This window comes from Rhizobium sp. WSM1274 (assembly GCF_025200775.1).
Lineage (GTDB): Bacteria > Pseudomonadota > Alphaproteobacteria > Rhizobiales > Rhizobiaceae > Rhizobium > Rhizobium leguminosarum_I.
This window is the reverse complement of sequence record NZ_CP104141.1, coordinates 19,758-41,736: the sequence shown is the minus strand read 5'-3', so window position 1 is coordinate 41,736 and position 21,979 is coordinate 19,758. Positions and strand designations below refer to the sequence as shown.

At 61.3% G+C, this 21,979-nt stretch carries 21 protein-coding genes and 2 pseudogenes; 7 read left to right on the top strand and 16 right to left on the bottom strand.

All coding sequences use genetic code 11. The features are described from left to right. Nucleotides 1-4: 4 nt before the first annotated feature. From N2600_RS31990 to N2600_RS31975, 4 genes are all read left to right on the top strand, one after another. A complete protein-coding gene (locus N2600_RS31990) occupies nucleotides 5-1,288 on the top strand; it encodes an ABC transporter substrate-binding protein (protein WP_260112118.1) in 1,284 nt (427 codons plus the stop codon). 66 nt (nucleotides 1,289-1,354) lie between these two features. After that, nucleotides 1,355-2,233 (top strand): carbohydrate ABC transporter permease, encoded by an 879-nt coding sequence (locus N2600_RS31985; RefSeq protein WP_170255424.1) that lies wholly within the window; start codon nucleotides 1,355-1,357, stop codon nucleotides 2,231-2,233. Then, nucleotides 2,230-3,057, top strand: a complete 828-nt coding sequence (locus N2600_RS31980; protein ID WP_260299776.1) for a carbohydrate ABC transporter permease — start codon at nucleotides 2,230-2,232, stop codon at nucleotides 3,055-3,057. Before N2600_RS31985 ends, N2600_RS31980 begins: the two co-directional genes overlap by 4 nt. Nucleotides 3,058-3,061: 4 nt before the next feature. After that, nucleotides 3,062-4,039 carry an ABC transporter ATP-binding protein gene (locus N2600_RS31975; RefSeq protein WP_222384973.1) on the top strand — a complete coding sequence of 326 codons (978 nt, stop codon included), beginning with the start codon at nucleotides 3,062-3,064 and terminating at the stop codon, nucleotides 4,037-4,039. Nucleotides 4,040-4,082: 43 nt separating this feature from the next. Here N2600_RS31975 and N2600_RS31970 read toward each other — a convergent pair whose 3' ends face one another. From N2600_RS31970 to N2600_RS31910, 13 genes are all read right to left on the bottom strand, one after another. After that, a complete protein-coding gene (locus N2600_RS31970) occupies nucleotides 4,083-5,537 on the bottom strand; it encodes an NAD-dependent succinate-semialdehyde dehydrogenase (protein WP_260299775.1) in 1,455 nt (484 codons plus the stop codon). 10 nt (nucleotides 5,538-5,547) lie between these two features. Further along, nucleotides 5,548-6,627: an ABC transporter ATP-binding protein gene (locus N2600_RS31965; protein WP_260299774.1), complete on the bottom strand. Its 1,080-nt coding sequence runs from the start codon at nucleotides 6,625-6,627 to the stop codon at nucleotides 5,548-5,550. Continuing rightward, nucleotides 6,624-7,424 (bottom strand): ABC transporter permease, encoded by an 801-nt coding sequence (locus tag N2600_RS31960; RefSeq protein WP_170255412.1) that lies wholly within the window; start codon nucleotides 7,422-7,424, stop codon nucleotides 6,624-6,626. The genes N2600_RS31965 and N2600_RS31960 overlap by 4 nt, the downstream gene beginning before the upstream one ends. Nucleotide 7,425: 1 nt before the next feature. After that, nucleotides 7,426-8,298 (bottom strand): ABC transporter permease, encoded by an 873-nt coding sequence (locus tag N2600_RS31955; protein WP_260299773.1) that lies wholly within the window; start codon nucleotides 8,296-8,298, stop codon nucleotides 7,426-7,428. Between the two features lie 113 nt (nucleotides 8,299-8,411). Continuing rightward, on the bottom strand, nucleotides 8,412-9,422 hold the full coding sequence (locus tag N2600_RS31950) for a polyamine ABC transporter substrate-binding protein (protein WP_170255411.1): 1,011 nt from the start codon (nucleotides 9,420-9,422) through the stop codon (nucleotides 8,412-8,414). 48 nt (nucleotides 9,423-9,470) lie between these two features. After that, nucleotides 9,471-9,794, bottom strand: coding sequence for an NIPSNAP family protein (locus N2600_RS31945; protein WP_222384969.1), 324 nt, complete (start codon nucleotides 9,792-9,794; stop codon nucleotides 9,471-9,473). Between the two features lie 5 nt (nucleotides 9,795-9,799). Then, complete coding sequence (locus N2600_RS31940; RefSeq protein WP_260299772.1) at nucleotides 9,800-11,263, bottom strand: aldehyde dehydrogenase; 1,464 nt, start codon at nucleotides 11,261-11,263, stop codon at nucleotides 9,800-9,802. A gap of 4 nt (nucleotides 11,264-11,267) precedes the next feature. Then, the gene (locus N2600_RS31935) at nucleotides 11,268-12,308 is read right to left on the bottom strand and encodes an LLM class flavin-dependent oxidoreductase (protein WP_162117473.1); all 1,041 of its coding nucleotides are present in this window, start codon (nucleotides 12,306-12,308) and stop codon (nucleotides 11,268-11,270) included. Continuing rightward, nucleotides 12,305-13,240, bottom strand: coding sequence for a flavin reductase family protein (locus N2600_RS31930; RefSeq protein ID WP_170255408.1), 936 nt, complete (start codon nucleotides 13,238-13,240; stop codon nucleotides 12,305-12,307). Before N2600_RS31930 ends, N2600_RS31935 begins: the two co-directional genes overlap by 4 nt. Further along, entirely contained in the window at nucleotides 13,237-14,082 is an 846-nt protein-coding gene (locus N2600_RS31925) for an alpha/beta fold hydrolase (protein WP_260299771.1), read from the bottom strand. The genes N2600_RS31930 and N2600_RS31925 overlap by 4 nt, the downstream gene beginning before the upstream one ends. A 14-nt stretch (nucleotides 14,083-14,096) precedes the next feature. Next, on the bottom strand, nucleotides 14,097-14,699 hold the full coding sequence (locus tag N2600_RS31920) for an amino acid synthesis family protein (protein ID WP_170255406.1): 603 nt from the start codon (nucleotides 14,697-14,699) through the stop codon (nucleotides 14,097-14,099). Between the two features lie 406 nt (nucleotides 14,700-15,105). Beyond that, the gene (locus N2600_RS31915) at nucleotides 15,106-15,798 is read right to left on the bottom strand and encodes a GntR family transcriptional regulator (protein ID WP_017968876.1); all 693 of its coding nucleotides are present in this window, start codon (nucleotides 15,796-15,798) and stop codon (nucleotides 15,106-15,108) included. 174 nt (nucleotides 15,799-15,972) lie between these two features. Continuing rightward, the gene (locus tag N2600_RS31910) at nucleotides 15,973-17,334 is read right to left on the bottom strand and encodes an FAD/NAD(P)-binding protein (protein ID WP_260299770.1); all 1,362 of its coding nucleotides are present in this window, start codon (nucleotides 17,332-17,334) and stop codon (nucleotides 15,973-15,975) included. A gap of 217 nt (nucleotides 17,335-17,551) precedes the next feature. On the opposite strand from N2600_RS31910, the gene tauA reads away from it, so the two are divergent. The 3 genes from tauA to N2600_RS31895 are packed head-to-tail and all read left to right on the top strand — an operon-like array spanning nucleotide 17,552 to nucleotide 20,261. After that, nucleotides 17,552-18,565, top strand: a complete 1,014-nt coding sequence (tauA, locus tag N2600_RS31905; protein ID WP_260112100.1) for a taurine ABC transporter substrate-binding protein — start codon at nucleotides 17,552-17,554, stop codon at nucleotides 18,563-18,565. A 56-nt stretch (nucleotides 18,566-18,621) separates the two neighbouring features. Further along, nucleotides 18,622-19,410 carry a taurine ABC transporter ATP-binding protein gene (locus N2600_RS31900; protein ID WP_029873499.1) on the top strand — a complete coding sequence of 263 codons (789 nt, stop codon included), beginning with the start codon at nucleotides 18,622-18,624 and terminating at the stop codon, nucleotides 19,408-19,410. Continuing rightward, nucleotides 19,407-20,261, top strand: a complete 855-nt coding sequence (locus tag N2600_RS31895; RefSeq protein ID WP_260299769.1) for an ABC transporter permease subunit — start codon at nucleotides 19,407-19,409, stop codon at nucleotides 20,259-20,261. The genes N2600_RS31900 and N2600_RS31895 overlap by 4 nt, the downstream gene beginning before the upstream one ends. Before the next feature lie 24 nt (nucleotides 20,262-20,285). Here N2600_RS31895 and N2600_RS31890 read toward each other — a convergent pair. From N2600_RS31890 to N2600_RS31880, 3 genes and pseudogenes are all read right to left on the bottom strand, one after another. Continuing rightward, nucleotides 20,286-21,050, bottom strand: a pseudogene (locus N2600_RS31890) (gamma-glutamylcyclotransferase). Nucleotides 21,051-21,053: 3 nt separating this feature from the next. Continuing rightward, nucleotides 21,054-21,363, bottom strand: a pseudogene (locus N2600_RS31885) (hypothetical protein). Nucleotides 21,364-21,374: 11 nt separating this feature from the next. Then, nucleotides 21,375-21,956 carry an RBBP9/YdeN family alpha/beta hydrolase gene (locus N2600_RS31880; RefSeq protein WP_260299768.1) on the bottom strand — a complete coding sequence of 194 codons (582 nt, stop codon included), beginning with the start codon at nucleotides 21,954-21,956 and terminating at the stop codon, nucleotides 21,375-21,377. Between the last annotated feature and the right edge of the window lie 23 nt (nucleotides 21,957-21,979).

The window sequence follows — 21,979 nt, the reverse complement described above, 5'->3', positions numbered from 1 at the left end:
CGTCATGACACATCGGATAAAACTCATTCTTGCGGGCGCCTCCGCGCTTTTGGCACTGGCCGCGGCTGGCCCGTCGCATGCAGAAACCACGCTGTCATTCCTGATCGACAACAACCCCGACACCGTCGCGGCGGCCGAGGCACTGGTTGCCGCCTATCAGGCAAAGGCACCCGACGTGACGATTGAAATCGAGCCGCGGGCCGGCGGTGGCGAGGGCGACAACATCATCAAGACGCGCCTGGCGACGGGGGAGATGTCCGATGTGTTCCTCTACAATTCCGGCTCGCTGCTACAGGCGCTGAAGCCGACACAGACGCTTGTCGATCTGAGCGATCTCTCGTCGCAGGCGAAGGTCGACGACGGTTTCAAATCGGTCGTCCGTGCCGATGGCAAGCTCTACGGCGTTCCCTTCGGCACGGCGATGGCGGGCGGGATCCTCTACAACAGGAAAATCTACCAGGAGCTTGGCCTCTCCGTCCCGAAGACATGGGCGGACTTCATGGCGAACAACGCGAAGGTCAAAGCGTCAGGAAAGGTCGCCGTGGCGCAGACCTATCGCGATACCTGGACCTCGCAGTTGTTCGTTCTGGCTGACTATTACAACCTGCACGCTGCCGTGCCGAACTTCGCCGCAGACTATACCGCCAACAAGGCAAAATACGCCGAGACGCCTGCGGCCCTGAAGGGCTTCGAACGGCTGAAGGACGTTCACGACGCCGGTCTGATGAACGACGATTTCGGCGCGGCAAGCTACGACGATGGCCTGAGAATGGTGGCAACCGGCGAGGCGGCGCATTATCCGATGCTGAGCTTCGCGGTCGGCGCGCTCAAACAGAATTATCCCGAAAACCTCAACGATGTCGGCTTTTTCGCCCAGCCGAGCGACGACGCCGCAACCAACGGTTTGACGGTCTGGATGCCGCCCGCCCTCTACATTCCCTTGACCAGCCAGCACGCCGAGGAAGCGCGGAAATTCGTCGATTTCGCCGGAAGCGTCGAGGCCTGCAAGATCATGGTGGAAACCAATGCCGTTCAGGGGCCTTCTCTGATCGACGGCTGCGACCTGCCAGCTAGCGTGCCGCCTGCGATAAAGGACATGCTCCCCTATTTCGAGGCCAAGGACAAGACGACCCCGGCGCTGGAATTCGTTTCGCCAATCAAGGGACCGGCTCTCGAGCAGATCACCGTCGAAGTCGGCTCCGGTATTCGCCAGCCGGCCGACGCGGCGAAACTCTATGACGACGATGTGCGCAAGCAGGCCAAGCAGCTTGGCCTGCCCAACTGGTAGCGGTCTTTCGGGCAAGTTATCCTCGCTCCTGATGGAGCGAGGTTCCACCCGATCGAAGAGATTGATATGACCGAGACACGCCGCCGTTCGCGCAAATCGCCCTACCCGCTGTGGTTTTTCATTCCCGCCGCCATCATCTACGGCGTGCTCTTTCTCGTTCCCACCGTATCCTCTCTCTGGTTCAGCTTGACGCGCTGGGATCTTTCGACCGCCGAATTCATCGGGCTCGAAAATTTTCAGCAGTTCTTTTCCGAACCGTTTCTGGTCAAAGGGCTCGTCAACACACTGATCTACGCCGTGACGACCTCCGGCCTGAAGACGGTCTGCGGGTTGCTGCTCGCCGTGCTGCTGACCAGCAATATCTTCGCCCGCGGCTTCCTGCGCACGCTGGTCTTCTTTCCCGTCCTGGTCTCGACGATCGGCATCGGCATCACCTTCACGGTGATGATGCATCCGACCAGGGGCATCATCAATGTCACGTTGGAAACGCTCGGCATTCCAGGACCTGGGTGGCTCACCAATCCGGCGCTGGCGCTTTTTTCGGTGGCTTTGGTCGATGTCTGGAAGGGTGTCGGCCTCGCCACCTTGATCTTCATCGCCGGGCTTGCCGCGATCAGCCCCGATTATTATGAGGCCGCAAGGATTGACGGGGCCACGCGTCTCCAGCAATTTTTCCGGATCACCCTCCCGCTCGTGCGTCCCGCCACTGTCATCGTGGTGACATTGTCGCTGATCGGCGGGCTTCGATCCTTCGACCTGATATGGGCCATGACCCGCGGCGGGCCTGGTTTCTCCTCCGACGTGATCGCCTCGGTCATCTATAAGCAGTACCAGGCGGGTTTCTACGGTCTGTCGACGGCCGGAAACGTCATCCTGTTCGCGCTGATCGCCATAATCATCCTGCCATTCACCCTGTGGTTCAACCGGCGCGAGGTCGAGGAATGAGAAGCGTCCGCCCTTACGTGACCGGCGCGATAGCCCTTGCGGTGGCGGCCGTCATCTTCGTCATGCCTTTCGTTTTCGTCGCTCTCCAGGCGGTCAAATCGAAATCCGAAGCCTCTCGCCTTGATTTCGAACTGCCCGAGCAGTGGCTGTTCTGGGATAATCTGATCGCCGTGTTCAAGGCGCGCGACTACCAGCTCGCGCTCGCCTATTTCAACTCCACGCTGATCACCGTGGTCTCCGTCACGATCCTGATCCTGCTGTCGGCAATGGTCGGATATGTGATGCAGCGCCGCAAGACCGTCTGGAACAGGGTGGCCTCCATTGCCCTGTTCATGGGTCTGATGATGCCCCCAGCCGTCGTCCCCACCATCGGCCTCTTACAGGAGATCGGTCTCTTCAAGACCGTGACCGGGATGATCCTGATCCAGGTCGCCTATAATCTCTCGTTCTCGACATTGCTCTACCGGTCGTTCATTTCGACCATACCCCGCGACCTCGACGAGGCGGCGCTGATCGATGGCGCCAAGCCCCGGCAGATTTTCTTCAGAGTGATCCTGCCGCTGCTGAAGCCGGTGACCGTCACCAACATCGTCGTGCAGTCGATCGCGATCTTCAACGATTTTACCAACCCGCTCTACTACCTTCCCGGCAAGGAGAACGTGACCGTGCAGCTGACGCTCTATAATTTCCAGAGCATGTATACGAGCCAGTACAATCTTCTCTTCATGAATATCCTCCTCGTGACGATCCCGCCGCTGGTCGTCTTCATCTTCTTCAACCGGCAGATCGTCGCCGGCATGACATCAGGCGCAGTAAAAGGGTAACCGAATGGCTGAGCTCACTCTCAAGCAGGTTCGCAAGAGTTTTGGCGCACTTGAAGTCATCAAGGGGATCGATCTGGAGGTTGCCTCGGGCGAGTTCGTCGTTTTCGTCGGCCCGTCTGGCTGCGGAAAGTCGACGCTGCTGCGGATCATCGCCGGCCTGGAGGAAACAACGTCAGGCGCGCTGACCATCGGCGGCAAGGACGTGACCTATGCCGAACCCTCCGAGCGCGGTATTGCCATGGTGTTCCAGAGCTACGCGCTCTACCCGCATATGACCGTTGCCGAGAATATCGGCTTCGGCCTTTCGCTCGCCCGCCGCCCAAAGGCGGAAATCGCCGCCAAGGTCGCGGCGACGGCTGAAACGCTGCAGCTCACCCAGTTGCTGGAGAGAAAGCCGAAAGCGCTCTCCGGCGGCCAGAGGCAGCGCGTCGCCATCGGCCGCGCGATCATCCGCGATCCCAAGGTCTTCCTGTTCGACGAGCCGCTCTCCAATCTCGACGCTTCGCTCCGCGCCCAGATGCGCCTTGAGATCGCCGATCTGCATGCCCGCCTGAAATCGACGATGATCTATGTCACCCACGATCAGGTCGAAGCCATGACGATGGCGGACAAGATCGTCGTCCTGAAGGGCGGCGCGGTCGAACAGATCGGCAGTCCAATGGAACTCTACCGCAATCCGGCGACACCCTTCGTCGCCGGCTTCATCGGCAGCCCGAAGATGAACCTCTATGGCGGCGAGATAGCACGGCGAATGAACTGCGCGACCTACGGCATTCGCCCGGAACATATCAGGCTTTCGGAAGGTGTCGGGCAATGGCAGGGCAGGATCCGGCATGTGGAGCGGCTTGGCGCCGACGCGATCCTTTACCTCGACATCCCCGAGCTCGGCGAGATGGTCGTGCGCACCGAAGGCGAGACGCCGTTTGCGCCTGGCATGACGGTCTGGGCAAATCCGGTCGAGGGAGCGGAACATCGGTTCTGAAGCGAACGTCGCCCGAAAGCTTGCATGCGTTCTCCCGACCAGTTCAGGCAATGCCGCCCAGGCATACATATTTAAGCTCGGTATATTCGTCCAATCCGTGCCGCGACCCTTCGCGACCGAGGCCCGACATTTTCACGCCGCCGAACGGAGCCTCAGCCGTCGAGACGAGACCGGTATTGACGCCGACCATCCCGTATTCGAGGGCTTCCGCGACGCGAAATACCCGCGACAGATCGCGAGCGTAAAAATACGAAGCAAGCCCGAACTCGGTGTCGTTTGCCTGTTCGATGACGTCCTCTTCGTCGCGGAAACGAAACAGCGGTGCAAGCGGCCCGAAGGTTTCCTCGCGGGCGACCTGCATGCCGGCAGCGACATCGCGCAGGATCGTCGGCTCAAAGAAATGGCCGCCCAGCGCGTGGCGCTTGCCCCCTGAAACGATCCCGGCGCCCTTTGAAACGGCATCGCGGATATGGCTTTCGACCTTGGCGACGGCATTGTCGTCGATCAGCGGGCCAAGCACGACGTCGCGGTCGAGACCGTTGCCGACCTTCAAGCCCGAAACCGCCGCGGCGAGCTTGGCGGCAAATGCCTCATAGACGCCGTCCTGGACATAAAGCCGATTGGCGCAGACGCAGGTCTGGCCGTTGTTGCGGAACTTGGCGATGAGCGCGCCTTCGACGGCAGCGTCGAGGTCGGCGTCGTCGAACACGATGAAGGGTGCATTGCCGCCAAGTTCAAGGCCGAGCTTTTTGATCGTCGGCGCGCATTGCCGGTAAAGCAGCTCGCCCGTCCGGGTGGAGCCCGTGAATGTCAGAACCCGAACGTCACGGCTTGCCGTCAGCGCCCCGCCAATTGCCGCTGCATCGCCCGTGACGATGTTGAGAAGCCCCGGCGGCAGGCCGGCGCGCTCAGCGAGAACGGCGATCGCAATGGCGGAGAATGGCGTCTGCAGCGCCGGCTTGAGAACCACGGCACAGCCGGCGGCAAGCGCGGGGCCGATCTTGCGGGTGATCATCGCGTTCGGAAAGTTCCAGGGCGTGATCGCCGCCACCACGCCTGCCGGTTGGCGCAAGACGAGGATCCGCTTGTCGGCCTGATGCCCCGGGATGGTCTCGCCGTTGATGCGCCTCGCCTCTTCCGCGAACCATTCGATGAAGCTCGCACCATAGGTGATCTCCCCCTTGGCCTCGGCCAGCGGCTTTCCCTGCTCCAGCGTCAGGATCATCGCCAGATCGTCGCGGTTTTCGATCATCAGGCGGTGCCAAGCCTTCAGAACGGCGGCGCGCTCCCCGGCGGTCTTCTTCGCCCAAAGCCTCTGGGCAATCACGGCAGCGCGGATGGCGTCCTCCGTTTCCGCCGCACCGAGGTCAGGGACCACCCCCAGCGGCTCGCCGGTGGCCGGATTGCGGACCGTCGCCGCCTTGCGGCCTTCCGCTTCGATCCAGCGATCGGCGATGGGGCATGCCTGGAGGAACAGCGAGGGATCATCGAGCTTCATATGACAACTTTCAACAGAATACGTGAGCGGCACCGGGATCGAAATTCAGATGGACTATATCGCCACGACTGAGCCCCGCGATAGCCTCGTGACCGAACGGCAGGCGAACCGCCAGCGCCTCACCCGTCGCCGTCTCGGTCGAGACGTGAATATTGTTGCCGAGGAAGGTAATGTCGCTGACCGTTGCGGCAAGACCCGCTCCCGCCGCCTGGTTGCGCGACAACCGAATGCGCTCTGGCCTCAGCATCAAGGCCGCCCTCGTCCCGGAGGTTCCTTTTCCATGCACGGGAATATGATTGAAGACGCTCCCGCCGCCAAGCGAAATGCTGGCCTGCCCATCGGAGGATGACAGCAGGTCGCATGAAATGAAGTCGCTGTCACCGATAAATTCGGCAACGAAGCGGGTCCGCGGATTGGCGTAGAGTTCCGGCCCCGTGCCGATCTGGTCGATGACGCCCTTGGAAAAGACGGCGATCCGGTCGGAGAGCCGCAGCGCCTCCTCCTGGTCGTGCGTGACATAGAGGATCGTCACTTCGGTCTGCTGATGGATCCGGCGTATCTCATGCTGGATTTCCTCGCGCAACTTCTTGTCGAGCGCCGACAGCGGCTCGTCCATCAGAAGCACCGGTGGATCATAGGCAAGGGCTCTGGCAAGGGCGACGCGCTGCTGCTGACCGCCGGACATTTGCGCAGGCTTGCGATCCTCGAAGCCTTCGAGCCGGACGAGGCGCAGCATCTCCTTCACCTTGCTGTCGACCTCGGCCTTGGACTTGCGCCTGACCTTCAGCGGGAATGCGATGTTTTCACCAACCGTGAGATGCGGAAACAGGGTGTAGCGCTGGAACACCATGCCGATGTTGCGCTTGTGCGATGGCGTCGCGAGCAGGGTGTTGCCCTCCAGCGTGATGTCGCCTTTCGTCGGCGTTTCAAAACCAGCCAGGATATAAAGCGTCGTGCTTTTCCCGGATCCGGACGGTCCGAGAAAGGTCAGAAACTCGCCGCGCCGAACGTCGAGATTGACGTCGTGGACGGCGACGACCGGGCCGTATTCCTTGCGTATTCCGCAGATCTGAAGGAATGGTTCTCTCATTGTTTCAGTACCTTACGCACGACGGCAACCAGCGCCATCAAGATGATCGTCAAAAGGATGAGAAGGGTCGACGCCGCGGCGACAACCGGCGTCAGGTCCTGCCGCAGCGTCGCCCATACCTTTACCGGCAGCGTCTGCAGGGTCGGGCTGGACATGAAGATCGCCACCACCACCTCATCCCAGGATGTCAGGAACGAAAAGACTGCCGCCGAAAACAGCCCATGGCTGATCGCCGGCAGGGTGACCCTGATCTTTGCTTCCAGAGGCGAGGCACCGCACAGAACCGCCGCGTCCTCGATCGACTTGTCGAAGCCCTCCAGCGCACTTGAGATCGAGAGGATCGAGAAGGGCAGCGCGAGAACGAGGTGCGAAATGACGAAGCCTGCCAACGTGCCGCCGAGGCCGATCCTCAGAAAGAAGGCATAAAGGGCGACCGCAAGAACCACGACGGGAAGGATCATCGGCGTCAGGAACAGCGCTTTCAGCCCATCGCGGAACAGGAACGAACCGCGCACCAGCCCGAAGGAGGTCACGAGCCCGAGCAGCACCGACAGGATCGTCACGATGACCGCGATCTTGAAGCTCGTCCAGGCCGATTCCAGCCAGCGCGGATCGGCAAAGAGCTCGCTGTACCACTGAAACGTCCAGCCGGGCGGCGGAAAGATCAGCCATTGCGAGGAGCCGAAGGAGAGCGCCGCGATAAAGACGATCGGCAGCAGCAGAAAGGCCGCAGTCAGAAGCGTGATCGCCAGCAGGATATATTTCCACCAGCCGAGCCGGTCGAAATTGAGCAACATGTCAACGCCCTCCCGGGTTCTGGTTGCCGACGAAGCGCAGCTGCACGGCATAAAGCAGCAGGGTCACCACGAGGAGCACCAGCGCCGCGGCACCTCCCATTCCCCAGTTGACCAGCGACTGCACGAATTGCGCGATCAGCTCTGCGAGCATCATGTTCGCAGTGCCGCCGAGAAGCGATGGCGTGACGAAATAACCAAGCGACATGACGAAAACCATGAGGGCACCGGCTGCCATGCCGGGCATGGCCAAAGGCAGCAGGACACGGGTCAGGCACTGCCACCGATTGGCGCCGCAAAGTGCTGCCGCCTGCAGGGTCGACGGGTCGATCTTCCTGATCACGCCGTAGAGCGGCAGGATGATGAAGGGCAGCATGATATAGGTCATGCCGATCGTGACCCCGGTCAGATTGTTGACGAGTGCTAAGGGCTTGTCGATCAGCCCCATTCCGATCAGCATCTTGTTGATCGGCCCCGTCCGCTGCAAAAGCACCATCCAGGCATAGGTGCGGGCAAGCAGGTTGGTCCACATTGACAGGAGCAGGATCGCAAAGATCACCGAGGTCAGGCGCCCGGGCATGATTGCCAGCGCCCAGGCAACGGGAAATCCGATCAGCAGCGAAATCACCGTGACGAGACCCGAGACGATGAAGGTATTGGCGAAGATCTTGAGATAGGTCGCGGACCCGATCAGCTGCGCATAGTTTCCAAAGCCCGGCACGGGTTCCAGAACGCTTCGCAACAAGAGCACCGCCACCGGCGCGATGAAAAAGATCGTCACGAAGGCGAGAGCCGGAAGGACCCCGCCAAAACCTGTTGCCCTGCGCACCTTTGGCAGGGGCGCAATTGCGCCGGAGGCATCGCTATATGTCGCCATGACAGTCCTTCCCACCCGTCAATTTCCGCAGGCGCCGAGGTCCAACAAATGGGCACCGACGCTGCGGGAGGCACGGCGAACATTCGCCGTGCCCATCCGTCTTAAGTTTCAGGCTATTTCGCCTGCCAGGCGTACCACTTCTCGCCGATGGCATCGCGATTATCAGCCCAGTAGTTCATGTCGGCATTCACCTGGCTGGCCGTCTGCCGATCCGGCAGGGTCTTGGCCGTCTCCGGATCCATCAGCTTGGCCGAGTCAACGTTGATTGGTGCATATCCGGTGGCCTTTGCAAGGGCGGCCTGCGGTTCGGCCGCGGTCGCCATTGCAATGAACTTCATCGCGGCTTCCGCGTTCGGCGAACCCTTCGGCACGACGAGCGAATCCGCAGCGGTGATGTTCTGTTCCCACGAGGTCTCGGTCTTGATACCGCTCGCCGCAAGCGCGGTCATGCGACCATTCCAGACACTGCCGAAGGGAGCCTCGGCGGATGCCAGAAGCTGCTGCGACTGTGCGCCACCCGACCACCAGACGATATCCGATTTGATCGTGTCGAGCTTCTTGAAGGCGCGGTCTAGATCAAGCGGGTAGAGCTTGTCGGCGGCCACGCCGTCGGCAAGCAGCGCCGCTTCGATCACGCCGGGAGCCGACCATTTGTAGAATGTGCGCTTTCCCGGAAACTTCGTCGTGTCGAACAGATCCGCCCAGGTCTTCGGGCAGGCGCTGACGGCATCGGCATTGCAGCCGATCACGAAGGAATAATAGAAACTGCCGACCGAATAGTCGGTCACGAAGCGCGGATCGAGCTTGGATTTGTCGATGACGGAGAAATCGAGTTTTTCCAGCTGGCCATTCTTGCCAGCCTGAGCGGCATAGTCGCCTTCGACGTCGACAACGTCCCAGGTGACCTGGCCAGCCTCGACCATGGCCTTGAGCTTGCCGTAATCCGTCGGCCCATCCTGTACGACGGTGATACCGGTCTTCTCCGTGAACGGGCTGGCCCATGCGGCTTTCTGCGCGTCCTGGGTCGTTCCTCCCCAGCTCGAGAAGACCATGTTGTCGGCGTGCGCCGGTGCGGACACAGCCACGAATGCGGCAACTGCCGCCAAAGCAAATGTTGTTTTCATGTTCCCTTATCCTTGTTCTGGTTTGTCCTACGGGTATGCCTTATGTCGTCAGTGCGCCTCGCTCCTGGGAGAAAAGTTAGCTGGCTTCATAATCTTGTTTTCCGCCACCTCGATCAGATCGCGGATCTTGGGCAGGAAGGCCTGCCACCGGGGATCGGCCAGAAGCCTCTGGCGCCTCGCCTCCCGGTCTTCCAGGCTCGCAAAGGCCCAGATGTGGACGATCTCGTTGATCGTTCCGATCTCCGAAAAGAAGTAACCGACGAGCGTGCCGAGATGGCTCTTCTGGATCTCGATCCCTTCTTCCTCAACGACCTTGAGATATTGCGGGATGGTGCCGTTCTTCAGCCGATAGGTGCGGATTTCGTAAAACATCGGCGCTACCTCATCACGAAGGGATCGGGGATCGGATCGTCCGATGTCCTGAGCCAGATCGTCTTGGTACGGGTATAATCGAGCGCCGCGGCCATACCGCCTTCCCTACCATGGCCCGACAGGCCGAAACCGCCGAATGGCGCAATCGGAGAGACCACGCGGTAGGTATTGACCCAGACGATCCCAGCACGGAGCCCCTTCATCAGCCGGTGCGCCCGGGTCAGGTTATGGGTGAAAACGCCGGAAGCCAGGCCATAACGGGTATCGTTGGCAAGCCGCAGCGCCTCGGCCTCCGTCTCGAACGACACGACGGACAGGACCGGCCCGAAGAACTCCTCGATCAGCGAGGGCGAGGCGACATCGTCGCAGTCGAGAATCGTCGGCGGGAAATAATAGCCTTCGCCGTCGATCTTGCGTCCTCCCGTGACGAGGCGGGCGCCGCTTTCAATCGACTTGGCGACGAGGGCACCGATACTGTCCTGCTGGCGCTTGGTGGCAAGCGGGCCGACTTCGGTCGCCATATCGAGCGGAGCACCGATCCGGATCGCTTCCGCCTTATCCCGAAGCAGGGCGACGAATTTGTCCTTGATGCTGCGTTCGACGATCAGCCGTGACCCGGCAACGCAGCTCTGCCCTGTCGCGGCGAAGATGCCCGCGACCTGGGCGTTGGCCGCGCTCTCGAGGTCTGCATCGGCAAAGACGATGAATGGCGACTTGCCGCCAAGTTCAAGCGAGGTGGAGGCGAGGTTTTCGGCCGAGTTGCGAACGACGTGCCGGGCGGTTTCAGGGCCGCCGGTGAAGGCCACATGCGCGACCTTCGGGTGCCGGCCGAGGGCGGCGCCGCAGGAGGCGCCGAAACCGGTGATGATGTTGACGACGCCGGCAGGAAAGCCTGCCTCGTGCACGAGCCGTGCAAATTCGAGAAGCGGCGCCGGCCCGTCTTCCGAGGCCTTGACCACCATCGTGCAGCCGGCCGCCAGCGCCGGGCCGATCTTCACCGCGGACAGGAAGAGTTGGCTGTTCCATGGCACGACCATCGCAACGACGCCGATCGGCTCACGGCGAAGCCAGACATCCATGTCGGGCTTGTCGATCGGCAGGTAGGCGCCTTCGATCTTGTCGGCGATGCCGGCATAGTAGCGATAGTATTCGGCGACATAAGCGATCTGCGCCGACGTCTCGCGGATGATCTTGCCGGTGTCTCGCGTCTCGAGTTCAGCCAGCACCTGCGCGTTGGCGGCAACCAGGTCGGCCAGCTTGTAAAGCAGCTTGCCGCGTTGCGTGGCCGTCATTTTCGGCCAGGCGCCTTCGTAAAGTGCCTTGTCGGCAGCGTTGACAGCCCGATCGACATCCCCCTCGCGCGCTTCGGGCATCTCAGCCCAGGCCGCGCCGGAGGCGGGATCAATGCTCGGATAGCTAGCCTCGCCATCTGAAAATTCGCCATCGATATAGTGCTGGAAGCGCCGCATGGTCTCACTCCTGAAATGCTGGCATGACCTCGGTGATGAAGCGCTCGAGCGACGCCTTCTTGCGCTCGAAGCTCATGCCGGTGTCGATCCAGAAGGAATATTCGTCATAGCCGAGTGCTTCATACGCCTTGAGCCGGGTGATGACAGTCTCAGCGTCGCCAACGACATTGTTGGTGCGCATGACCTGGTCCGACAGCATGGCGTTTGCTCTGATCTGCTCGTCCGGAATGCGCTCGATCAGACCCTGGGCAATCGGCTTCTCATTCTTGAACCAGGCGAAGAAGTAATTGTAGTAGACGCTGAGCTCATGGGCGGCCTGGGCGACATCGTCCTCTGACGAGCCGACATAGGTATGGCGCAGCAACATGATCTTGGGCCGCTCGATCTCGGAATTCTTCGCGCAGGCGTCGTTGAAGCGCTCCATCAACGATCGAACCTCGTCGTCGCCCTGCCAGAGTGGCGTGACCTGAACGTTGCAGCCGTTGGCGACGGCAAATTCGTGCGAGTTCGGATCGCGCGCCGCCACCCATATGGGCGGGTTCGGCTGCTGCAGCGGCTTCGGCGCCGAGGTGGTCGACGGAAACTTGAAGAATTCCCCATCATGCGCGTAGTCGCCGGCCCATACGCCCTTGACGGCCGGGATGAGCTCGCGCATGCGCTGGCCGGCACCCCAGGCATCGAGCCCGGGCAGCAGGCGCTCATATTCGAAGGAATAGGCCCCCCGCGCGATACCGATATCGAGCCTTCCATCGCAGATGATGTCGGCCATGGCCGCCTCGCCGGCAAGCTTGATCGGATGCCAGAAGGGGGCAATCACCGTCCCCGTTCCGAGCCGCACCCGCGATGTGCGGCGCGCGAGATCAGCAATGGTCACGAACGGATTGGGCGCAATGGTGAAATCCATGCCATGGTGCTCGCCCGTCCAGATCGCGTGCATGCCGCCCTTGTCGGCGATCTCGCAGAGCGCGACGAATTCCTCGTAGAGGCTCTTATGGCTTTGGCTGGCGTCGAGCCGTTCCATATGGACGAAGAGGGAGAACTTCATGCTTTTGCGTCCTTGGCTGGAATTGGGTGAACGGTGCCGCCGGTCTCGTCGCCGAAATAGACGCCGAAATTGCCGATCGAGCTTTCCATCGCAAAACGGTTGACGATATCGGCAGTCGAGCTGGTCTTGAACTTTGCCGCAACCAATGCGTCAGGCTTCAGGAACCTGCCGCCGGCAGGCTCGCCCTCTCCGGCAACGGCGTGATAGACGATGTGCTGCTTGCCGTCGCTCTTGCCCTCATAAACCGAATAGAGAAAACCGATGCTGACTTTCAAGCCGGTGAGCGTTTCCAGGTATTTTTGCAGTGCCTCGGTCGGGCTGCCGTCATGGGCGTCGACGCTCGGCAGGGAGAGCACATCCTCGCCGAGCAGCAGAACTTCCCCGCGGCGTTCGACAACGGCTGCAAGTTCCATATTGCCTTCGCTTGCCGCCGACACCGCCTTGCTTGCGAGCGTCGGCGTGAAATAACCGCCACGCGCATAGCCGAGACCGTTGCGGCCGCTATTGTCGAAAGCTTCGATGCGGCCCATCAAGATGACGTGGTCGCCAGCCTCGATAACCTCTTCCATGGCGCATTCAAACCAAGCCGCGACGTTCGAGAATATCGGGCAGCCTGCCGATCCCTTCGCCCATTCGACCGCCGCAAACCTGTCCTCGACCGGGCGTGCAAAGGTGTTCGACACGTCTTTCTGCATTTCCGAAAGCACGTTGATCGCAAAATGCTGTGCGCCGGTCATGGTGGCGAAATTGCGCGACGTCTTGGCGAGACAGACGAGGAGAAGCGGTGGATTGAGCGAGACCGAGGTGAAGGAGTTCGCTGTGAAGCCGATCGGATGTCCTTCCCCGTCGCAGGCGGTGACGACGGTCACCCCGGTCGGAAAAGCCCCGAATGCATCTCGCAGTGCTCTTGGGTCGACAGTCTGGATTGTCATCGTTCATCCTCCCCGAACGACAGCCACTCAGCGAGCAGCGAATTGACGATATCAGGTGCGGTCAGGTTCACCATATGACGATGCCCTTCGACGATGCGGGCGTAGCCCCGCGGCGCAAGCTCGGCCATTTGTGTCGCCATCAAGGGCGTCGAGTTCGGATCATCGGATCCCGTCAGAAAAAGGGCCGGGCCAGCCACGTCTTTCCAGCTGTCAGCATAGGTCTCGTCTCCTCCCGCGAAGGCGGCGTAAGCGACGGCATATCCCTGGGGATCGACGAGGTTTAGCCATTTTCGCGTCAATTCACGCGCGGTGACGCTGTCCGCATCTTCGCCGAACCAGCGGGCCAGAGGACCTTCCTTGTCGACGCCCGATACCGGAATGGCCGCGGCGCGCGAAAGGACGGCGGCCTTTGCTTCAGGGTCACGCCTGTAGACGCCGTTGAGGTAGGCGACGCGGCTGATCCGCTCGCCAAATGTCGCGGCTGCCCCTCCTGAAACCAGTGCGCCCATCGAGTGCCCGGCAACATTTGCCCTGTCGATTGCCATCTCGTCGAGAAAGCGTGCGAACCAGTCGACGAACTCCTCGAGCCGACTGCCCGCCGGCAGCTTTGCGCTCTCCCCATGTCCGGGCATGTCGACAGCGATAATGCGATGGCCTGCAGACAGAAATGCGATCTGCGGAGCCCAGGCCTCGAGCCGCATGCCGACGCCATGAATGAGAACCAGCGGCTCACCGCTGCCGACCTCGTGATAGGCAGTTCCGCTAGCCGTCGTCTTTCGGGGCAAGGCACCGGCGGCGTTGGTTGCTGCAGCGGTGCGTGTGGTCGATCCGGCTGTCAGCATCTCAGAGAGCTCCTTCAAACGCCCGCAGGATTGGCAACATCCTGCCCCAGGTCTTTCAGATCCTGGTAGCGGTCGCCGATGCGGTGATGCGGGCGCCCGCCTATCGAAGCACCGAGAGCCACAACGATCTCGTCGGCAGCAGGCGCGTCGGGGATCGACGTCTGGATGGTCAGATAGTGCGAACGGCGGCCTTCATCGTTCTTGTCCATCAACGGGATCATGATCGGTGCATTGGCAGGACCGCGTGTGTTGCAGAAGGCGAGATAGGACTTGGCGCCGACGGCCTGGCGATAAAAATTGCCGAAACGCAGCGTGTGGATGAGCGCGGACCCGTGTTCGATCTCGCCGTCCAGGCCGACGACGGCGGACTTTCCATATCCCTCGACAGCCTCGCCGGACCCAACCGCATCGATGATCATCTTGGTCAGCAACTCGCCGAGGACCGGAGCGCTTGCGTGAATTTCGGGCTTGAGGTCGTCGACGAAGCCGCGACCGGCCCATGGATTCTTCACGACCGCGAAGGCGGTAAACAGCTTCAGCGGCACCGCCGCGGCCTTGCCGCCTTCGATCAGCGTCGTTTCGATCTGCAGTCCCGTCTTGCGAATTTGAATGGCCATCGAGCACCTCATTTCTCAGTTTCGTATTATGGTATACCATAATATATGAGTGTCAAGCTGGTTGCTGCGGGAACTCAGCTCAGGCCAAGGCGGAGATTTGGTTTGGGTGTGCGCTCTCGCCTCTCAGCCGACGCTTTCTTCCTATCAACGCGTTGTCAGCTGACAAACGACGAGGCGCCCCGCGGAGGCGGGCCGAGTCCAGACGTCACGGTCATCCCAGTTCATGTACCGCCTTACATATTATTTAATATGGCATACCATCACATTGGACAAAGTTGGGTGTCAAGCGGGAGTCTGGATTCCGCTGAATTGCGCGGAACATCGTCGCGAATGCCGGGAGTGATATCGACAGCTGAGATGAGCGCTTTGCCAAGGCCTGCGGGGAAGCGGCAGGCTTCGCCCGTGCCTATTCGGCAGCCTTCTTCCCCGACAGCACCGCTTCGGCGATCGCGCTTGCGGCGGCGACGTGATCCATCGCGGCCTGGTAAGCGCCCTCGCCGTCGCCGCGGCGGATGGCGTCGACGATCTTCGACATCTGCAGCGGGCCTTCGATGCCACGTCTCTCCGTCTTGATCGTCATCGAGCGCAGGTGGTTTATGCGCACTGTGAGGAGATTGACGACACCCCAGGCAACGTTCCTGTCAACCATGGTGAACAGCGTCTGATAGAAGGAAGAGGTGTTCGTCAGCACAGCCGCCATGTCGTTGTCGCGATAACTCTTGCGGATCCCGGCCAGCGATTCCTCCAGCGCGGCGACGATCTCCGGGCTGCGGCGCTCCGCGCACAGCCGCGCCGCCATGCCTTCCAGCGCGCCACGGATCTCATAGATCTGTTTGGCTTCGTCGATATCGAGCTGCGCGACGATCGGCCCCTTGTTCGGCAGATTGGCGACAAGCCCTTCCGATTCCAAATGCCTCAGAACCTCGCGCACGACCGTTCGGCTGACGCCGAGCTGGGCGCAGAGGTCACGCTCGACAAGGCGATCTCCGGGACGGAAATATCCGTTGACGATGGCTTCGCGGACCTTGTCGAGTGCCAATTCCCGCAAGGTCTTTGCAGGACGCTCGACTCGAATTGCGTCCTTCAGAGCACCGCTCATTGTCTACCTCAGTGTTGGACTTTGCACGCTCAACTTCCGCCGCCGCGGCCGAATGCAAGAATCGTATTATGGCGTACCAGATACTGTAGCTGTCGGCGGCCGGCAATTCAACAAGCGCCGTGCCACCTGCCGTACAGGCACGCAAAGGACGCTCTGCTGCATGCACGTCAGGAGCTAGCCTCTTGAAACGATCTCCTCGACCACGGCCTTGGCCTGCACCCGGATATCCGGAACGGCGGTGATCTCCCAGAATTGCCCCGCCGTCAGGGCGCCGACCGCAAACAGTCGGGCCGGCGAGATCCGGGACGGGGCTATCACCTCGGAAGCGGCATCTACCTGGATCCCGAGGCCAAGAGGATCGGGGACGATCAACTCGAAGCGGCTCATTTCCTTCAAAAGCGGGGAATGACTGATCCCGGCCCGCTCCATTCCGGTGCAGTTGACGAGCCAGTCCGCTCTGATCTTGGCGATCTCGCGCGTCGCTCTGACCCTGTAGCCGGCAACGAGCCGGCCCTCCTCGGCCCCGAGCGATTTCAGGAAGCCCGCGTGGAAACGAACGGTTCCGTCCAAGACCAGTGTCTCAAACCTGTCGTGTACGTCCGGCGCGACCCGGTGACGATGGATGTTCCACCAGGGAAGCGCATGCCTGAGGAAGCGTGCCCGCTCCCCGCTCGAAAGCCGTTGCCAGAGAGCCTGCGTTGCAGGCCTCAGACCGTCCATCACGGCTCGCCGGTCGGCAACCGTCCTGCTCTTTCCCCGCAGGGTCTTCAATATGCCGCTGATCGTGTCCGGAAGCATGTGAACGTCGATCGGCAGAGGCGCCGGCGGCTTCCGCGCGTGTCCGAGCGGTGCGAGCCCGCGTCTCGAAAGCACATCGATCTTGCCGCTGTGGCCATGGGCGCGAAGCGCGAGGACCTGATCGATCATTGTCAGGCCGGATCCGAGGATACACACCGCATCGGATGGTGCGACGCGCCTCAGCCAGGAAAGCCGCCACGGGTTCTCGATGATCCGCGATCGCAGCGATGCCGGGACGCCATCCGGAGCGACCGGAAGGGTCGCGTTCCCGACGCCGAGGCAGAGCACCACGTTCTTGCCGGCAATCTCGTCGCCATTGCCGAGATGGAAGGTCAGCGTACCGCTGTACCGTTCCACGCATCCCGCCGCCTTGGCCTTGATGAAATCGACCCGGCAACGGCCGTTCCGTTCTCGAAGCAGCCGCGCAAGCGTATCGCGGACATAAAGACCGTAATCGCTGCGCGAGGCAAAATCGCCGGCCTGCAGCTGGCGTCCATGAGTTTTCAGCCAGTCGACAAAGTCATCGGGTTGATGCGGCAAGAGGCTCATGCGGCCGGCCGGAACATTGAGGCGATGGAGATAGAGCTCCGTCCGGTACGCCGTCCCGCGGCCGAAGCCGGGATCGTCGCCGACGACGGCGACCGTCGCCGAAACGGGAAGCTGCTCGATGAGATTGCAGGTAACCGCTATCGCTGAGAAACCGGATCCGACCACGATAACATCATATGTCAAATGCATTCTCCCTGAAGCTCAGAACGTCATCGAGACATTTCGTCATTCAAGCCCCGTGTCGCTCACCGGTCCCTGCTGATCGCACGAGCGGCAGAATCACGAAAACAATTATCCTTATAGTCTATAAATATAGTTTGTTATTTCTCCCGCTAGCCCCTCCCCAACCATTAGGCTTTTGAGGGTGAGATCAAGGGCCATGCGGCCCTGAACAAAGGGGCTCAAGATGAATTTCAGGAATTTGGTTGCAGCAATCGCCGTCGGCGTCGGCACTCTTGCAACGGCTGTTGTCGCCGAAGCGGCGGACAAGAAGGTCGTTGTCGCCTATCAAACCGACGCCTTGCCGTCTTCCGTAGCGATCGCCAATGGCGAATTCGCCAAGGAGACGGGATACAAGATCGACTTCCGCAGGTTCAATTCGGGCGCCGAAATCTTTGCGGCCATTGCATCCGGCGACGTCCAGGTCGGCTATGTCGGCTCCAGCCCGTTTGCGGCTGCTGTGTCACGCGGGCTCGAGGTCAAGGCCTTTTACCTCGCCTCGATCTCGGGCATCGACGAGGCCCTCGTCGTCCGCAACGGTTCCGGCATCGAAAGCCTGAATGATCTGAAGGGCAAGAAGCTCGCGGCCGCGCCGGTATCCACGGACCACTATCAACTCCTGGCGCTGATCAAATCGCTGGGCCTGACCGAAAAAGACGTTCAGGTCTTCGCAATCCCTCAGCCTGAGATTGTCGCCAGCTATAATCGCGGCGACATCGACGGCGGCTTCGTCTGGGATCCGGCGCTGACCGAACTGAAGAAGAACGGAAAGGTTCTGGTGACCTCCAAGGAGGTGGCAGACAAGGGTGCGCCAACATTCTCCGCCTGGGTCGCGACCTCGACGTTTGCCGCCGACAACCCGGACTTTCTGAAGGGTTTCGCTTCGGTCATCAACAAATACTACGCATCCTTCGCATCGGACAAATCCGCCTGGGGTCCCGACAGCGACAACGCCAAGTCGCTTGCCAAGCTTCTCGGCGGAACGGCCGATCAGCAGGCCTCGGCCCTGGAGAACCTCACGCTTCTGACACCTGAGGTCCAGGCATCGGATGCATGGCTCGGCGGCGGCGAAAAGGCGGGTGCCGGCAAGATCCTCAAGGACACGGCATCGTTTCTGAAGGAGCAGGGCAAGGTTTCCGACGTGCTGGCGAATTACGGCGCCTTCGTCACCGCAGATGCCCTCACCGGCGTCAGCAACTGATCCTCCCCGACACCGGCGCGGCTTGCCGCGCCGGTGTCTAACGTGCGAGCGGCAATATGCTTAAAGTCGATCACGCCAGCGTTTACTTCGCAGCCCGCGACGGGCGGACCGTTCACGCGCTCGATCGCGTTTCCTTCGATATTCCCGAACGGAGCTTCGTCGTCGCGCTTGGCGCGTCGGGATGCGGCAAATCAACCCTCCTCAACGCGATTGCCGGTTTCCTTCCGCTTTCGGACGGCCGGATCACGCTCGATGGCCGCGCGGTCGAACAACCCGGCGCGGACCGCGGCGTCGTTTTTCAGAAAGACTCGCTGCTACCCTGGAAATCGGTGGTCGACAATGTCGCCCTCGGTTTGAAATTCGCCGGGGTCAAGCGCAAGGAGCGCGAAGCACGCGCCCTGGAGCTGCTCCGGCTTGTCGGTCTCGACGAATTCGCCGGCGCTTTTCCCTACGAGCTGTCGGGCGGCATGCGCCAGCGTGTCGGCATCGCACGCGCTCTGGCGACAAATCCCGACATCCTGCTGATGGACGAGCCGTTCGGCGCGCTCGACAGCTTGACGCGCGAGCAGATGCAGGAACTGCTGGTTTCCATCTGGGATAAGACGGCAAAGAAGGTCTTCTTCATCACGCACTCTATTGAAGAGGCCTTGTTCCTGGGCACGCAGGTCCTGGTCATGTCACCTCGACCGGGGCGCGTCGTTGCACGCTTCGATCTGGATTTCGTTCGCCGCTTCGCAGAAACCGGCGACGCCCGATCGATCAAGGCGTCACCGCAATTTGCCGAGCTGCGCGAGGAGATCCGCGCCATTCTCCACAGCACCGAAGACCTCAGGAGCGCCGCATGAGCGATATAGTGCAGGCCCCGCCGATTGCGGCGGATAGAGAGGACCATCAGGTCAAGCTGGTGAAAATGGCGGGCTTTGGAGCCGGCGAGAAATCGACGGTGGCCATCAGCATTGCGACAGCGCTGGCCATACTGCTGCTGTGGTGGGTCGTCTCCGCGCTCGGTGTCGTTCCACACCTGTTTCTGCCGCGTCCTGACGAGGTGCTGACACAGATCGGCGCCATCTATCGCGACGGTTACGCAGGAGCGTCGCTGTCCGAGCATGTTTTTGCAAGCCTGTTCCGCATCGTGGTCGCCGCCCTCATCGCCGTCTCCGCCGGCATCCCTCTCGGATTGCTCATGGGCCTGAATCGCTGGGCAAAAGGGGTGCTCGACGCGCCGATCGAGTTTTACTGGCCGCTTCCGCCGCTCTCCTACCTGCCGCTGATGATCATCTGGCTCGGCATCGGCGAGACGTCGAAGATCACGCTGCTGGTGCTTGCGATGTTCGCACCGATCTGCCTCTCGGCCCAGGCCGGCGTCCGTGCGCTGCCGATCGAGCGCGTCAATGCCGCGCGTTCGCTGGGCGCGAGCCGGCTGCAGCTCTTCCTGGACATCGTCCTCCCGTCGGCCCTGCCCGAGATTCTCACCGGCATTCGAATTGCGCTCGGTCTCGGCTGGGGTACGCTGGTTGCGGCTGAATTGATCGCCTCCACGCGCGGGATTGGTTTCATGATCATGTCGGCTTCACAGTTCCTGGCGACCGACGTCGTCTTCGTCGGTATCGGCATCATCGCGATCTGCGCGTTCACCTTCTCGGCCGCCATCCGGTTTCTGGAGGCGTACCTCGTGCCCTGGAAGGGCAAGCTCTGACCGGAGGGCGGCAGGGAGCGATATTCAATGGTTTCCCGCCGCCGCGTTCAGCCCGTGTATGGCGACGAGCTCGGCTGCGACCAGCTTCTGAAGCCGCCATAAATTGCGGTCCCGGATGCCACGTTCCTCCAGATGTCTCACCGTCAGATACAGATATTCGGCGCAGGAGCCCATGTGTCCGCAGGCTCTTGCGAGCACCTGCGCCACCGTCTCCAGCGGCAATTTGCGGGAAACACGCTCGCCTTTCGGACCAGCCCAAAAGACCAGCGCGCGCACCAGGCCATGCGCCGTCGCGACCGGGATCCAGCGAACCGTCGCTGCGTCTTCGATGGTGCCGACTTCACGGCGGATCAACCGGCGTATCTGGCCAAGGCGATCACCATCGGCAAGCCTGAAGACGATGCCGTTGCAACGTCCACCGCGGTCAAGTGCCATCATCAGACCCGGCTGGGCCCGCGTGCCGCGCCAGCGGGTCATCTGCAGGCAGAAGGAGCGATGCCACCCTCTTGTTGCGCCATGCTGCGATTCGACGGCATCGAAGTCCGGCTTCCATATCAATGATCCATAGGCGAAGACCAAAGCGGTGCGCCGGTAGACTCGTGGAAAAGCCGGTTGGCGAGCATCTCCACCTCCGCTTCGGTCAGCGGTTTTCGGTGTGGCTCGGGGCCGACATCGATCGCGGGGCGAAGGCTCAGGGATACGAGAGTCCGTTAGAGCCATTGTTGATCCGGTCAGCAAAAGTCTGCTTCCCCGGACCGCAGAGTGTTTATGCTCCCGAATATCCGTCATGCGTCAGTGCACCGTAAATCTGGCCGCATCGGCCTGGCGCCGCTGCAGGCTGCATATCAGCATCGCGGCCTCCCTGACGATTGCCGAAAACGTGGCATCATCGGCCTCTGCGATCCTTCCCGTCATCTCGCGGATGATCGTCGTCAAATGAATGATGGAATGGCGATGCTGCGAATCTTCCGATCCCATTTCGGCATCGGCCATGGCAAGCAGCGTCTGCACCAGCCCGCTCCATGGTTTGGCGGCGCCTGGTCCTCGGATCGGCTTTCGGATCCTCACTAAGGCGCAGCAGGTCGGCGACAATGTCGGACATTGCGATCCCACTCACATAGCAAAAGCCGGCGGCATGGAAACGACATGCCTTCGATCGCGTGCCTGCGTCTTCAAGGCGTCGAGCATCCGGTAGCCGTTGCGCCAGCGGCCAAAGCCGCTGGCGATATTGATGTGCCCGGCAAGGCCGATATTCCTGGTCTCGGCGTTCCACAAGCGACCGAACAGGGTCAACCGATCGACCGTCATGTAGGCATCGTTCATGCTGCCGACGACGATGCTTGAAAAAGGCAAAGGCGCCGTCGGCATGGCGCCAAACGAGATATGCCCGGGATGCAGGTTTTCGGTGGCCGGCAGATCGCATGGAGCCACGAGCAACGCTCCCTTGACGCGCCGCGCTGCACTTCGCCCGGCCAAGCGGGCGGCAAGCAGGCATCCGAGACTATGGGCAACCAGATAGGCCTCGCCGGCCTCTTCCAGCGCGCCTTCCAATCGCAGCAGCCAGTTGTCAAGGTTCGGATGATCCCAGTCGTCCTGGGCGACGCAACGACTGCCCGGCTGATCCTGCAGCCAGTGCTGTTGCCAATGCCCTTCTCCGGAGCCGAAAAGCCCGGGAAGAATAAGTACGTCGATCATCTGACGGCATCCTCTCTGAAGCT